This is a genomic window from Mycobacterium sp. E735, from assembly GCF_001666955.1.
Classification (GTDB): Bacteria; Actinomycetota; Actinomycetes; order Mycobacteriales; family Mycobacteriaceae; genus Mycobacterium.
In genome coordinates, this window is sequence record NZ_LZIX01000288.1 from 1 (window position 1) to 13,564 (window position 13,564).

The window sequence follows — 13,564 nt, forward strand, 5'->3', positions numbered from 1 at the left end:
GCCACGACATGATGCTCGACCCAGGATGGCACGCCGTCGCCGAACGAATCCACGCGTGGCTCGAAACACGGGTGCCCGCACGATGACTGCGCGATGAGGGGCCGGCTCGACGGCAAGGTCGCGATCATCACCGGGGCGAGCACCGGCCTGGGACCCGTGCTCGGTTCGGTGTTCGTGCGGGAGGGCGCCCGGGTGCTGTTGGCCGCGCGGCGCGAAGAGCTCGTGCGCGAGGCCGCCCGCGCGGCCGGGCCCGGAGCCATCGCGATGCGCGCCGACGTCACCGACGAGCGTGCCGTCGCGGCCATGGTGGCGCGGGCCGTCGACGAATTCGGCCATGTCGACATCCTGTGCAACAACGCCGCCGCGCCCGGAGAGGACCGGTGGATCTGGGAGCAGACCCTGGACAACTGGAACGCCACGATCGCCATCGACGTCACCGCGGCGATGCTGTGCACCCGGGAAGTGCTCAACCAGTCGATGCTGGCGCGCCGTCGCGGCGTGATCCTCAACTTCTCCTCCACGGCAGGCTATTCCGGCGTCGTCCGCAAGAGCCACTACGTCACCGCCAAGGCGTCGCTGCGGGCCTTCACCAAGGCGGTGGCGCTGGAGGTTGGGCCACACGGCATCCGGTGCAATTGCATCGTCCCCGGGGCCATCGACACCGAGCTATGGCGTCGGTGGGTGCAACGCACCGCCGACGAGCAGGGGGTAGACGTCGCCGCCCAGCGCGCGAAGGCGCTCAAAGGGGTTGCGCTGCAGGATATCTCCACCACCGAGGATGTCGCCAACCTGGCGTTGTTCCTGGCCAGCGACGAAAGCCGCACCATCACCGGCCAATCGATCCCGGTCGATGCCGGAGGGTACATGCAGGGATGAGCCCACAACTCTCGGTGGCCACGCCCGTGGTGACCATGTTTCCCAAGGCCAGCGGCGACTGGGAGAAACACGCCTCCATCGAGGAGCTGGCCCGCATCGCCGAGACGGCGGATCGGCTCGGCTACCACCACCTGACCTGCAGCGAGCACATCGCGCTGCCCGCGGCCGAGATGGGCCGCCGCGGCGCCCGCTACTGGGATCCGCTGGCCACATTCGGCTACCTGGCCGCGTGCACCCGGCGAATCCGGTTGGCCACCAACGTCCTGGTGCTCGGGTACCACCATCCGCTCGAGATCGCCAAGCGTTACGGCACTTTGGACAAAGTCAGCAACGGCAGGCTCATCCTCGGTGTCGGAGTGGGCAGCCTCAAAGAAGAGTTCGACCTTCTCGGCGCGCCCTTTGACGACCGCGGGCCGCGCGGTGACGACGCCCTCAAGGCGCTGCGCGCGTCGCTGTCGGTCCCGGAACCCACCTACCGTGGCGAGTTCTATGCCTTCGACGGCATGGTCGTGGACCCGTGCGCGGTGCAGCAGCATGTCCCGATCTGGGTGGGCGGCCGCACGTTGCGATCGCTGCGCCGCGCCGCGACGCTGGCCGACGGCTGGGCGCCCTTCAGCGTGGGACTGCCACAGGCGCGAGACTGGTTGGGCCGCATCGAGCTTCGTCCGGGATTCGAGATCGTCCTGCCCCCACCGGCACCGCTGGACCCGATCAACGAGCCGCAGCGCACCCGCGACGCCATCGGGGAAGCCGCCGCACACGGCGCCACGATCGTGCCCGCCGTCTTCCGGCACACCTCGCTGCAGCATTATCTGGACCAATTGCAGGCGCTCGCCGAGCTGCATGATCCCGGCGGCTCCGCGTGATACGCGTCCGGGCAGGCGTATTCAGCCTCACCGCCGCCGCGCCGGCCGACGACGACGGCAGCTACCTGCGTTGGCACCTGCTGGATCACATGCCGGAGCAGTATCAGCTACCCGGGATCGTGTACGGGTTGCGTTGGATCGCCGACGGCGACTACCCGCAGCACCGCCTGGCCGGAAACGGCCCCTTGGCCGAGATCGCCAACGCGGTGCACTACCTGGTCGGTGACCCCGTCGAGCAGACCTTTGACGACTTCGTCACGCTCGGTCGCGCGTTGCGCGAAAACGGCCGGTTCCCCGTCGTCCGGCCGTCGCTGCAAGTCGCCGGGCTGCGCCTGCTGCAGTGGCAATCTGCACCGCATGCGCTCATCTCCGCGGAGGTGGTGCCGTTTCGGCCGCACCGCGGCGTCGTCCTCATCGTCGAAGAACCCGTCGACGGGCGCCGCCCGGACGGCTGGCTGCAATGGCTGCACGCCGAGCACCATCCGGCGCTGCTCGCCACGCCGGGCACGGCCGGCGCGTGGACGTTCGGGTCGAGCACCGGCTGGAGCCACCTACCGCGAGGGTGGAGCACGGAGTTCCAGTACATCACCGTCGTCTACCTCGACGCCGACCCGCTGACCACCACCGCCGCATTGGCGCCCAGCATCGAGGACCGGTGGCGATCGGGTGCCGTGCGGCCCTCGTTCGCCGGACCGCTCCGCAGCATGGTCAATTGGGAAGCCTGGCGATAAACCCATCGGTTGACTGGTCGCCAGGGAAAAGAGACCTTCCCGCAATGAAGAGGCCCTATAGTCCTGGCTGCAAAGGAGGTGAGATGACGAATCGGTACGTCTTCGTGGCCGCCGGAATCGCGCTGGCGGCCGGGATGTCCGGCTGTTCCGGCAAGGAAAGCCATCCCGCACCGACCCCGAGTTCGACTCCCGCTGCGGTCACCACGACCGTCATGATCGACGGGAACAAGCACACGATGACCGCGCGGGTCGAATGCAGCAGTTCGGCGGCGCAACCGAACGCGTCTCCCCCGGAATCGGGGGATCTCACCACCCGGATCGGCGTGCACGACGACACGGCGTCGGTCTCGCTGGCCGTCTCGGACGAGAACCCGCCCATGGTCGACGGATTCGCGCTGTCGCTCACGCTGTCCGGCGGCCAGTACCAACTCCCCTATCAGGCCACCAAGTCGGCAACCCAGGTCCAGGCGACCAAGCAGGGCAAGAGTTACACGATCACCGGGACCGGCGAGGCGTCGACCCCGGGCCAAAGCGGCACGCGCCCGGTGACTTTCGGGGTGCACGTGACCTGCCCGTGAGCGCGGCGCGGCGGACCCGGTCTTCGTCCCCTTCCGCAAGCGGAGTGGTTGTCTACCGCGACCGCCTCTGCGATGCTGGCAGCTTGGACATCTTCGCGGAGTGGCAAAGCGGCGGCACGGAGCTGCGCTGGCGGTCGACCACCGCCGCCAACGACGGGCACGAGGTCGCGGTGTTCAGCCGCCGTTGCGGCACACCCGGCGCGCCCGCGCTGGTGCTCGTGCACGGCTTCCCAACGTCGAGCATCGACTTCTTCGCGCTGGCGCGCGAGCTGGGCTCGGAGTTCGACATCTACCTGCTGGACTTCCCGGGCTACGGCCTGTCCGACAAACCGGCTGAGCCGTACGCGTATTCGCTCTACGACGACGCGCGTCTGCTCGTGTACGCGATCACCCAGGTGTGGAACCTCACCGACTACCGCATGCTCACCCATGACCGCGGCAGCAGCGTCGGCATGATCGCCGTGGAGATGCTGGCGGCCCTCGATCCGCCGGCCGTACCGGTCGACCTCATCGTGACGAATGCCAACATCTACCTGCCGCTGTCGAACCTCACCGTCTTCCAGACCGCGTTGCTCGATCCCGCGACCGGGCGGCAAACCGCGGCGGCGACGACGCCGGACATGCTGGCCGCCGGAATGGGCGCCAGCACCTTCATGCCGCGGCGAACGCTGGACGACCCCGAGATCGCCGCGTTGGCGAAGTGCTTCGCCCACAACGACGGAATCCGCGTGCTGCCCGACACCATTCAATACCTCAACGAGCGCGCCGCTGACGAAACCGGTTGGCTGGAAGCGCTTTCCAAGCGCCCGATCAACACCACCGTGGTATGGGGGTTGCACGATAACGTCGCGCCGCTGCGCGTTCCCAACCATGTGTGGCAGACGTATCTGAAGACCAAGCCCGGCCGCAACCGCTACTGGGTGGTGCCCGGCGCCGACCACTACCTGCAATGCGACGCCCCCGGCCCGCTCGCCGAGATCGTCCGTCTCACCGCCCGGGGCGGGGACATCCCGCTGCAGACGCTCGGCAACGAGCCCGACGGCGCGGTGCTGATCGACCAAAGCGCTTAACTTCGCCCCCCGAGTCTGCGCCTAGCCGCACGTTCGAGCTCGAGTGTGCGGCTGGCCGCGCACTCGCACCGGAGAGACCAGCGCTTCAGCCCGTGACGACGGGCAGCCGCGCCCAGCCGCGCACACTCGCGGTGTGCGCCCGCTGGGCGTTGGCGTAGTCGACCTCCCAGTCGGGCCAGCGCTTGAGGACCTCTTCGAGAGCTACCCGGCCTTCCATCCGGGCCAGCGCAGAGCCCAGGCAGAAGTGCAGGCCCTGCCCGAAGCTCAGGTGGGCGCCCTGGCGGTGGATGTCGTAGCGATCCGGGTCGTCGAAGTGGCGATCGTCGCGGTTGGCGGAACCGTTGAGCAGCAACATGTATGAGCCTTCGGGCACGACGGTGCCGTAGAGTTCGGCGTCCCGGGCGACGTACCGGGCCTGCACCGGCGACGGCGGTTCGTAGCGCAGGGTCTCCTCGACCGCGCCGGGAATCAGCGCCGGGTTCGCCACCAGTTCGCGGCGCTGATCCGGATGATCCGACAGCAGCTGCCCCATGTAGCCGATCAGCCGCGCGGTCGTCTCGTTCCCCGCGCCGGCGATCATGGCCGTGTAGGCCAGCACCTCGGTTCGCGACAACGGCCGCCGCGTGCCGTCGGGCTCGTCGACCTCGGCCCGCAGCAGATCGGTCATCAGATCGTCGGACGGGTGATCGGCGCGCCACTCGATGTACTCGGCGAACAGGGCGATGCTCTCCTCGAAAAGCTTCGCATTCACCGCGGCGGGGTCGCGCTCGTCAGACAACTCGATGTACGCCCCGCCGCGATCGCGAATCTTCTCCTGGTCCTGTTCGGGGATGCCCAGCAGGTACCCGATCGTCCGCATCGGCATCATCGCCCCGAGGTCGGCGATGAAATCGAAGCCGCCGGCGCCGACCAGCGGATCCAGCTCCCGCACACAGAATCCGCGCACCAGGTCCTCGACGGCCAGCATGCGCCGCGGCGTGAACACCCGCGACAGCAGGCGGCGGTGCAGGTCGTGCAGCGGCGGATCCTCGAACAACAGAATTCCCGGGGGCACTTCGATATTGGCGAACAGGATGTCGGCCGTGGTTCCGCGACCGGAGCGGTACGTTTGCCAGTTCGGCAGTTCGCGCGCCACGTCCTCGTAGCGGCTCAGCGCGTAGAAGTTGTATTTCTCGTTGTAGTAGAGCGGCGCTTCGTCGCGCATGCGCTTCCACACCGGGTACGGGTTGTCGTCGATGTCGGAATCGAACGGGTCGTAGTACAAGTCGACCACGCTGGTGCCTGACATTCTGGAATCCCTTCGCTCAGTCGTTTCGGTGCAGGAAGCCGTGCAGGATTGCCTGAACCAGTTCTTCGACGATCACCTCTCGCGACGGCGGCCTGGCGCCGAAATAGGTGGACCGCAACGCGGCCATGCCGGCGATCATCGCGACGGTCGAGTGGGCGGGCAGGTCGGGATGGTCGGACCGCAGGCCCCGCAGGTGCATGCCCTCGGCGCTGATCTGACCGAGCGCCCGGATCGCCTGCCTGATCTCCGCGATGCCGGCGTCGGCCTTCTCCTCCTCACTCAGCGCCTCCGAGGCCATCAGCGTCAACAGCAGGCCCTGGTGTTCGACGAACACGTCGTAGAGCTGCCCGACGAAGTGCCGCGCCAACTCCTTCTCGTCGGTCTCCTCCGGGACCACCGACTGCCAGGTCTTGCCGAACTCGTCGACGAAGGTGGTGAAGGGCAGGACGAGCGCCTCCCGGAACAGCGCCGCCTTCGAACCGAAGTGCCGAAACAGCAGGTGCTCGGTAACCCCTGCGGCCTGGGCGATTTCACGCGTCGTCGTGCTTCGGTAGTCCTGGCGGGCGAAGCGGGCCCGCGCCGCGTCGAGCAGCAACCCCCGCGGTGCGCCGCGGGGCCGGCGCGACGCCGCGGCCGACGCGCCGCGCTTCGTGGGTGGCCGCTGGGGCACGATCGTCGCTCCTGTCCGGGTGGTTGACTGCCTTTAGGATAGTGTGCACTATCTAAAGAGTCGAGCGTTGAAAGGGGTGCGAGCGTGGGCGCCGTGATCATGCTGGGCACGTTGTTCGGGTTGATCGCCCTGATCTTCGGGCTGGTGCTGCGCTTCGACCCGCAGGCACGCCGGACCCCGGGGAACGACCGGTGAGCTCCCAGATGACGCCCGTGATGCAGGCGGCCAGCGACTTCGCCCTCGTCGGCGGCATCACGTTCACCGCGCTCGGCGTGTTCTTGAGCGTTCGCCGGCGCCGCCTGCACCCGCTCCTGCTGCTGTGCATCTCGGCGATCTCGTTCTCGTGGATCGAGGCGCCATACGACTGGGCGATGTACGCGCAGTTCCCGCCGGCCATCCCGCGCATGCCATCCTGGTGGCCGCTGAACGTGACGTGGGGCGGGCTGCCCCTGTTCGTTCCGGTCGGCTACATCTCCTACTTCGTGCTGCCGGCTGTGACGGGCACGGCGCTCGGGCGGTGGCTGAGCGCGCGGTTTGGGTGGCGAAGGCCGCCAACCCTTTTGGTGGTGGGACTGATCGTCGGCTTCTGCTGGGCGCTCTTCTTCAACGGGTTCCTGGGCGCCAAGCTCGGCGTGTTCTATTACGGCAGGGTGATTCCGGGGCTGGCCATCCGCGAGGGGACCGTGCATCAGTACCCGCTCTACGACTCCCTCGCGATGGCGATCCAGATGATGGTCTTCACCTATCTGCTCGGCCGCACCGACTCGCAGGGACGCAACGTCATCGAGATGTGGGCCGCCAACCGGTCGAAGAGCCGCCTCGCATCTTCGCTGCTGTCCGTCGCCGCCGTGATCGTCATCGGCAACCTGCTCTACGGCGCGGTTTTCGCGCCGCACCTGGTGACGAAGCTGGGCGGGTGGGTGACCGCGGGGCCGACGGAACAGCTGTTCCCGGGCGTGCCGAACCAACCCGCATAGAAATCCGCGCGCCCAGCGTGGGGTTGTCGGGCCGAAATGCGCGAATTCGGCTCAACAACTCGACGTTCGGATCCGGCTCGGGGAAGTCAGCCAAGCGCCTCGGGAAGCACGACGTCGCCCACGCGCTTCAGATACTGCCACGCGATCTCGGGCGGCAGCCCGCCGCACAGCGGCGACAGGTTGAGCACCTGCCCGGCACGGACTCGCGAAACAGCTTCTGGCACAGAGATAATCACGTGCGACTTCCCCGTCTCGCGCAGCTGGTCGACGGTGTCCACGTGGGAGAAACCGGCCGTCGTCTCGTCCCCTGGATTCCAGGCGGCGTAGGTGCGCACGTCGTGCAACAGGTGATCGCCGATCTCCTTCCACGCCTGGTCCACGTCGTCGGCGACGAACACCACCGAAGGGGTGTCGCGGCTGGGAAACATCGTCGGCCCCGGTGTATGGCCGTGTTCGCGGCACGCCTCCTCGTAGGCCTCCTGCATGCCCGGGGCGTTGGCGTTGCCGAGCATGCCCAGTCCGTACCTGCCGGCCCGACGCGCGGCGGCCAACGTTCCCCCGCCCCACATCATCGACGGACCGCCCTCGGTGAGTGGCGCCGGTGTCACCGCGATCCGGCGGCCGCCGTCGTCAACCGTTTCGCCCGCGAGCAGCCGGCGCAACAGTCCCAGCTTTTCGTCCGCGAGCCGGCCGCGCTTGCGGATTTCCAGCCCGAAGTGCTCGAACTCCTCGGGCCGGTACCCGAGGGCAAGCGTGTACGACGCGCGACCGCCGCTGACGAGGTCGAGGACCGTCATGTCCTCGGCCAACCGCACCGGGTCGTAGAACGGCAGAATCAGGATCAGGTTCATCGGCAACCGCTCGGTGCGCGCCGCGATGGCCGGCGCCAGCATCAGCGGCGACGGCAAATAGCCGTCCTCCGAGCCGTGGTGCTCGCACAGGACAGCGGCCAGAGCACCGTGTTCCTCGGCCCAGGCACACATTTCGGGCACCGCGGCGTACAGCGCGGCGGGTGGAGCCCCCCACGACGGGGCACGCATATCGAAGCGCAGTGTGTACACGGCAAACTCCTCGCTGGCCGAATCCGTTGCGACGTACGTTACACGTCTAGTCGAAGGCGTAAAGCGGAGCATGACCGCGATGCCCACCGAACTGAGTAGGCCGGGGCAGCGTAACCTAAGATTTGTTCTTTAAGATAGTGTGCGCTCTCTTAAACCCTTGACCGCGCGGCCCCGCGCTGTTAGCTTCCGAATCGAACGTTGAGCGATAGCAGCCGGCCGCCGGCGTAAGGGCAACGGCCGCCTCAGCTTTCACCACACACCCGCCACGAGGAGGACGGCATGACGGCTCACCGCGTGGTGGTGTGGGCGACGGGCGGCATCGGGTCGATCGCCATCCGGACCATTCAGCGTCGCCCAAACCTGGACTTGGTCGGTGTGTGGGTGCACTCGCCGGAGAAGGACGGCAAGGACGCCGGCGAACTCGCCAACGGCGAGCCGATCGGTCTGACCGCCACCACCGACGCGGACGCACTGATCGCGCTGAAGCCCGATTGCGTCATCTACGCCGCCAGCGGCCCGGAGCGCGACGCGCTGGCCATCCCCGACTACGTCCGGCTACTCGAGGCCGGCATCAACGTCGTCACGACCAGCACCACGCGGCTGGTCAACCCGCACGCCTACGAACCCGCGGAATGGCGCGACCAGCTGGTGGCCGCGGCCAAGCACGGCCAGGTTTCGCTGTACGCGTCGGGGATCGAACCCGGCTTCGCCGCCGACTACCTGCCGCTGGTGTTGTCCACCCAGTCGTCGTCCATCGAGAAGATCCACGCATTCGAGATCGGTCTGTACGACGACTACGGCGTCCCCGACATCATGAGCGACGCATTGGGTTTCGGCCGGCCGCTCGACTACCAGCCGTGGATCGGGTTTCCGGGGGCGATCGCCGGCGAATGGCAGGGACAGATCCGGTTGGTCGCCGACGCACTCGGCGTCGAGGTGCAGGAGGTCCGCGAATATTTCGACCGCGCGGTCACCGACCGGACGCTGGAGGTCGCCATGGGCACCGTCGAGGCGGGGACCTGTGGCGCGCTGCGCATGCGGGCGATCGGCGTGGTCGACGGCCGCGAGGCCATCGTCATCGAGCACGTCACCCGGCTGGCCCACGACGTCGCCCCGGACTGGCCGACCGGCATCGGGGACCTGTCCTATCGGGTGCTGATCAGCGGCGACCCCGACATCGATTGCACCTTGGCGGCGACGCTCAAAGACCCGCGCAAGGCCGGGGTGGCGGGGATGACGTCGGGCGCCGGCGCCATGGTCGCCACCGCCATGCGCGTGGTCAACGCCGTGCCGTATGTCGTTGCCGCAGAACCCGGGCTGCTGAGTTCGGTCGACCTGCCCCTCACGATTCCAAAGCACGCGTTCGCCACTTAGTCTGCCCGAGTGACGTTTAACCCACTCGAGGAACTCACGCTGCCACAGCTCCGGGAGCGCACCAGCATGAAGTGGCGCGCGCACCCGGACGACGTGCTGCCGCTGTGGGTCGCCGAGATGGACGTCAACCTCGCCCCGACGGTGGCCGACGCCCTGCGGCGGGCCATCGACATCGGTGACACCGGATACCCGTGCGGCACCGCGTTCGCCGAAGCGGTCAGCGAATTCGCCTCGCGCCGTTGGCAATGGCACGACCTGGAGGTCGGCCGCACGGCGATCGTCCCGGACGTCATGCTCGGTGCCGTCGAGGTGCTGCGCTTGGTCACGGGCCGTGGCGATGCCGTCATCGTCAACCCGCCGGTGTATGCGCCGTTCTACGCGTTCGTGTCGCACGACGGCCGCAGGATCGTCGAGGCGCCGCTGGGCGCCGGGGGCCGGATCGATCTGGACGTGTTGGCGGAAGCCTTCGCGCGCGCCCGCGCGGGGGGCGGCAGGGCGGCGTACCTGTTGTGCAATCCGCACAACCCCACCGGGACGGTGCACACGGCCGACGAACTCGGCGCGGTCGCCGAGCTGGCCCGCCGGTTCGATGTCCGGGTGGTGTCGGACGAGATTCACTCGCCCGTCGTCTTGCCCGGCGCCCGGTTCACCCCATTCCTGACGGTGCCCGGAGCCGAGAACGCCTTCGCCCTGATGTCCGCCTCCAAGGCCTGGAACCTGTCCGGTCTCAAGGCGGCGCTGGCCATCGCCGGACCGGAGGCGGTCGCGGACCTGCACCGGATGCCCGAGGAGGTCAGCCACGGGCCGAGCCACTTCGGCGTCATCGCCCACGCCGAAGCGTTCCGAACCGGCGACGATTGGCTCGACGCACTGCTGCGCGGCCTGGATGAAAACCGAACGCTGCTCGGCGATCTGGTCACCCAGCACCTGCCGGGCGTGAAATGCCAATGGCCGCAAGGGACTTACCTCGCCTGGCTGGATTGCCGGAAGCTCGGATTCGTCGAAGAATCCGCCGCGGGTCTGGCGGTGGTCGCCGACCTGTCCGGGGCCGCCCGGTGGTTCCTCGACCACGCTCGGGTGGCGCTCAGTTCCGGCCACGTCTTCGGAACCGGCGGCGCCGGCCATGTCCGATTGAACTTCGCGACCTCGCGGGCCATCCTGACCGAGGCCGTTTCGCGGATGGGCCGGGCGCTCGCCGACGCCCGCTAGGCGGGGATCTCCTCGGCGCCGCGGCCCAGGTTGCGGAAGCCCTCGGCGGGCTCCTTCAAGCCAAGCACGAACGGCAGCGAGCTCAGCTCGAGTTTCATCGTCGCCCCGACCCGCCGAAAGAAGCCGGACTCGGGCTGTGCGAGGGAAACCTGCGAGGTCGCGAGGTCGATGTAGTGCGTCGGCGTCTCCCCGATGTCGTCGAAGATGTGGGTCAGCGGTTTGCACTGGGAGCGCACCGATTCGTCGAGGCAGGCCGCGACGGAATCGGTCATCAGCACGTATTCGACCACGGGGACCATGTTTTTCAGCATGCGATGCACCAGGATGACGTCGAAGCCGGCGAGCTCCACGTGGCGCTTCACCCGTTGTTCGGCCACCTCACCCTGATGGACCACGAATTTCAGCGAGAGGTTATCCAACTGCGCGCAACTCGCGCACTCGCAGGCGAGGTCCTTCTTGAAGCGCTCGCGCCGCGCGATGAACGCCTCCCGCATCCGGGACAGCCGGTCACACACCAGCACTTTGGCGTCGCCGTCGGGCGCCCAGAAGAAGGCGGCGTCACCCTCGAGCTTCGCCAGCTTCAGCCCCCTGCCTGCGTCGATCACCGACTCCAGCAGGCCCGCCACCGTCAACTGCGCATGGGCTAGGTGCGTTCGGTTCCATTGCATGTAGTGGGTGTAACCGCTGATGTCCGCGATGACGAGGACCGCGCGCCGAATCGCCATGAACAAGCCAGTTTAATGTCCACACGACGTCTAGCCCAATGAAATCTCCCACTAGACGAACTCGCGTTGTCGCGAGAGGCTTGCAGAGGCGCCCGCCCACCGGAGGAGCTGAATATGCATGTGCTACGAACCCCGGACTCCCGATTCGAAAACCTGGAGGGCTATCCGTTCGTAGCGAACTACGTTGACGTCGCGGCAAGCGACACCCAGCCGCTGCGCATGCACTTTCTGGACGAGGGCCCCGCCGACGGGCCGCCGATCGTGCTGCTGCACGGGGAGCCCACCTGGAGCTACCTGTACCGGACGATGATCCAGCCGCTGGCCGACGCCGGGAACCGCGTGCTCGCGCCCGACCTGATCGGTTTCGGCCGCTCCGACAAGCCCGGCCGGATCGAGGATTACACCTATCAACGGCACGTCGAGTGGGTGACGTCGTGGTTCGAACGGCTGAACCTCAAGGACGTGACGCTGTTCGTGCAGGACTGGGGATCGTTGATCGGGCTGCGCATCGCCGCCGAACAGGGTGACCGCATCGCACGGCTCGTGGTGGCCAACGGCTTCCTGCCGACCGCGGAGCGACCCACCCCGCCCGCCTTCTACGCCTGGCGCGCATTCGCGCGCTACTCCCCCGTGTTGCCCGCGGGCCGCATCGTTGCGGTGGGGACCGTGCGCCGGGTTTCCGCCAGGGTCAGGGCTGGGTATGACGCGCCGTTTCCCGACAAGACGTATCAGGCCGGTGCCCGGGCCTTCCCGCAGTTGGTGCCGACCTCACCGGACGATCCGGCGATCCCCGCCAACAGGGCCGCGTGGAAGGCCCTGGGCCAATGGGAGAAACCCTGCCTCGCCATTTTCGGGGCCCGCGATCCGATCCTCGGCAAAGCTGACCGTCCCCTCATCAAGCACATCCCCGGCGCCGCGGGCCAGCCGCACGCCCGCATCAACGCCAGTCATTTCATCCAGGAAGACTCCGGACCCGAACTGGCCGAACGCATTCTGTCCTGGCAGCAAGCGCTGCGCTGACGGCGTCAGCGGGTATTGACGAGCCGCACGACGCCCCGCATGACCACTCTGCTCGCGGGCCAGGAGGACATGCTCGTCGACATCGCCCTCGACCTCACCGGTGCGACGATCAGCCCGTGACGGCCAGCACGGCTTCCGCCAACTCGGGCCGGCAGACCACCAAATCAGGCAATTTCGGGTCCGACCGGTTGTAGGCGAGGGCGGACCCGTCGATGCGGGAGGTATGCAGGCCGGCCGCTCTTGCCACGGCCACCGGCGCTGCCGAGTCCCATTCGAATTGGCCGCCGGCGTGCACGTACACATCCGACAAGCCCTGGACGATCGATGCCACTTTGGCTCCGGCAGAACCCATTTCGACCAGCACCCCGTCCAGCGCGTCGCGGACGGTCAGCGCAACGGCCGGGGGCCGGGTGCGCGACACCACGATGCGCGGCTTGCCCGGCGCGGCGGGGGGCCAGGCCACCTCGGGGGTGGCCAGGGTGATTCCCTGCGCCGGCAGCGCCACCGCCCCGGCGACGAGCTCACCGGCCTCCCACAGCGCGACGTGGACCGCCCAGTCGTCGCGTCCGAGCTCGGAGAATTCCCGGGTCCCGTCAAGCGGATCGACGATCCACACCCGCTCCGAGCGCAGCCGGACCGGGTCGTCGGCGCCCTCCTCGGACAGCACCGCGTCGTCGGGCCGCTCGCCCGCCAGCGCCTCCATCAGAAAGTCATGGGATCGCTTGTCGCCCGCGGCTTTCCGCTCGCCCGCTTCCGCGTCTGCGAACTCTTCCCGGACCGTGAGCAACAGCCGTCCAGCCTCGGTGGCCAACCGCGCGGCCAGTTCGTGGTCATCCGTCAGCTGCAAGGCCATCACAATCCTTAAGTTGGCAGTGTTGACCAACTTTACCCTGCCATCGCGGTGCCGGCGGGCACCACCCCTCGAGGAATGTTGCGGCCGTAATCTGTTGATCGTGAGCGGGGGCAACGTTCCTTTGTTGGGTCGGCTGGGGCGCAGTACGCGGGGGCGTCTGGTTGTGATCGGGATCGTGTCGGCGGTCGCGCTGGGCGGTGGGTGGCTTGACGCCCTGGTCACCCTGGGTCAGCTTCAGCACCACGAAGGTGAGGATGCCGCCCAGC

General features: G+C 68.0%; 14 protein-coding genes. 9 read left to right on the forward strand and 5 right to left on the reverse strand.

Annotated elements, in window-relative coordinates:
• Positions 1-93 precede the first annotated feature (93 nt).
• The 5 genes from A5704_RS24075 to A5704_RS24095 all read left to right on the forward strand — a co-directional run bounded on the left by A5704_RS24075 (position 94) and on the right by A5704_RS24095 (position 4,121).
• Complete coding sequence (locus A5704_RS24075; RefSeq protein WP_067751385.1) at positions 94-876, forward strand: SDR family NAD(P)-dependent oxidoreductase; 783 nt, start codon at positions 94-96, stop codon at positions 874-876.
• On the forward strand, positions 873-1,742 hold the full coding sequence (locus A5704_RS24080; protein WP_067891446.1) for an LLM class F420-dependent oxidoreductase: 870 nt from the start codon (positions 873-875) through the stop codon (positions 1,740-1,742). Before A5704_RS24075 ends, A5704_RS24080 begins: the two co-directional genes overlap by 4 nt.
• Complete coding sequence (locus A5704_RS24085) at positions 1,742-2,473, forward strand: hypothetical protein (RefSeq protein ID WP_067891457.1); 732 nt, start codon at positions 1,742-1,744, stop codon at positions 2,471-2,473. The genes A5704_RS24080 and A5704_RS24085 overlap by 1 nt, the downstream gene beginning before the upstream one ends.
• Before the next feature lie 83 nt (positions 2,474-2,556).
• Complete coding sequence (locus tag A5704_RS24090; RefSeq protein ID WP_067751390.1) at positions 2,557-3,051, forward strand: lipoprotein LpqH; 495 nt, start codon at positions 2,557-2,559, stop codon at positions 3,049-3,051.
• An 83-nt stretch (positions 3,052-3,134) separates the two neighbouring features.
• Complete coding sequence (locus A5704_RS24095; protein ID WP_067891460.1) at positions 3,135-4,121, forward strand: alpha/beta fold hydrolase; 987 nt, start codon at positions 3,135-3,137, stop codon at positions 4,119-4,121.
• A gap of 85 nt (positions 4,122-4,206) precedes the next feature.
• On the opposite strand, the gene A5704_RS24100 is transcribed toward A5704_RS24095, so the two are convergent.
• A complete protein-coding gene (locus tag A5704_RS24100; protein WP_067751391.1) occupies positions 4,207-5,409 on the reverse strand; it encodes a cytochrome P450 in 1,203 nt (400 codons plus the stop codon).
• 16 nt (positions 5,410-5,425) lie between these two features.
• A complete protein-coding gene (locus tag A5704_RS24105; RefSeq protein WP_067751394.1) occupies positions 5,426-6,079 on the reverse strand; it encodes a TetR/AcrR family transcriptional regulator in 654 nt (217 codons plus the stop codon).
• Positions 6,080-6,270: 191 nt separating this feature from the next.
• Between A5704_RS24105 and A5704_RS24110 the strand changes: the two genes are divergently transcribed.
• Positions 6,271-7,056: a spirocyclase AveC family protein gene (locus A5704_RS24110; RefSeq protein ID WP_067782114.1), complete on the forward strand. Its 786-nt coding sequence runs from the start codon at positions 6,271-6,273 to the stop codon at positions 7,054-7,056.
• An 86-nt stretch (positions 7,057-7,142) separates the two neighbouring features.
• Here A5704_RS24110 and A5704_RS24115 read toward each other — a convergent pair whose 3' ends face one another.
• Positions 7,143-8,117, reverse strand: coding sequence for an LLM class flavin-dependent oxidoreductase (locus tag A5704_RS24115; RefSeq protein ID WP_067782111.1), 975 nt, complete (start codon positions 8,115-8,117; stop codon positions 7,143-7,145).
• Between the two features lie 279 nt (positions 8,118-8,396).
• Between A5704_RS24115 and A5704_RS24120 the strand changes: the two genes are divergently transcribed.
• Together A5704_RS24120 and A5704_RS24125 are read left to right on the forward strand one after the other, a co-directional pair.
• The gene (locus tag A5704_RS24120) at positions 8,397-9,491 is read left to right on the forward strand and encodes a dihydrodipicolinate reductase (RefSeq protein ID WP_067891449.1); all 1,095 of its coding nucleotides are present in this window, start codon (positions 8,397-8,399) and stop codon (positions 9,489-9,491) included.
• A gap of 66 nt (positions 9,492-9,557) precedes the next feature.
• The gene (locus A5704_RS24125) at positions 9,558-10,700 is read left to right on the forward strand and encodes a MalY/PatB family protein (protein WP_369828493.1); all 1,143 of its coding nucleotides are present in this window, start codon (positions 9,558-9,560) and stop codon (positions 10,698-10,700) included.
• Here the strand turns inward: A5704_RS24125 and A5704_RS24130 are convergent.
• A complete protein-coding gene (locus tag A5704_RS24130; RefSeq protein WP_067891454.1) occupies positions 10,697-11,425 on the reverse strand; it encodes a DUF2652 domain-containing protein in 729 nt (242 codons plus the stop codon). The genes A5704_RS24125 and A5704_RS24130 overlap by 4 nt on opposite strands.
• A 114-nt stretch (positions 11,426-11,539) precedes the next feature.
• Here A5704_RS24130 and A5704_RS24135 point away from each other — a divergent pair, with 114 nt between their 5' ends.
• Positions 11,540-12,445 carry a haloalkane dehalogenase gene (locus A5704_RS24135; protein WP_067751419.1) on the forward strand — a complete coding sequence of 302 codons (906 nt, stop codon included), beginning with the start codon at positions 11,540-11,542 and terminating at the stop codon, positions 12,443-12,445.
• 109 nt (positions 12,446-12,554) lie between these two features.
• Here A5704_RS24135 and A5704_RS24140 read toward each other — a convergent pair whose 3' ends face one another.
• Positions 12,555-13,298: a 3'(2'),5'-bisphosphate nucleotidase CysQ gene (locus A5704_RS24140; RefSeq protein WP_067751421.1), complete on the reverse strand. Its 744-nt coding sequence runs from the start codon at positions 13,296-13,298 to the stop codon at positions 12,555-12,557.
• Positions 13,299-13,564: the final 266 nt, after the last annotated feature.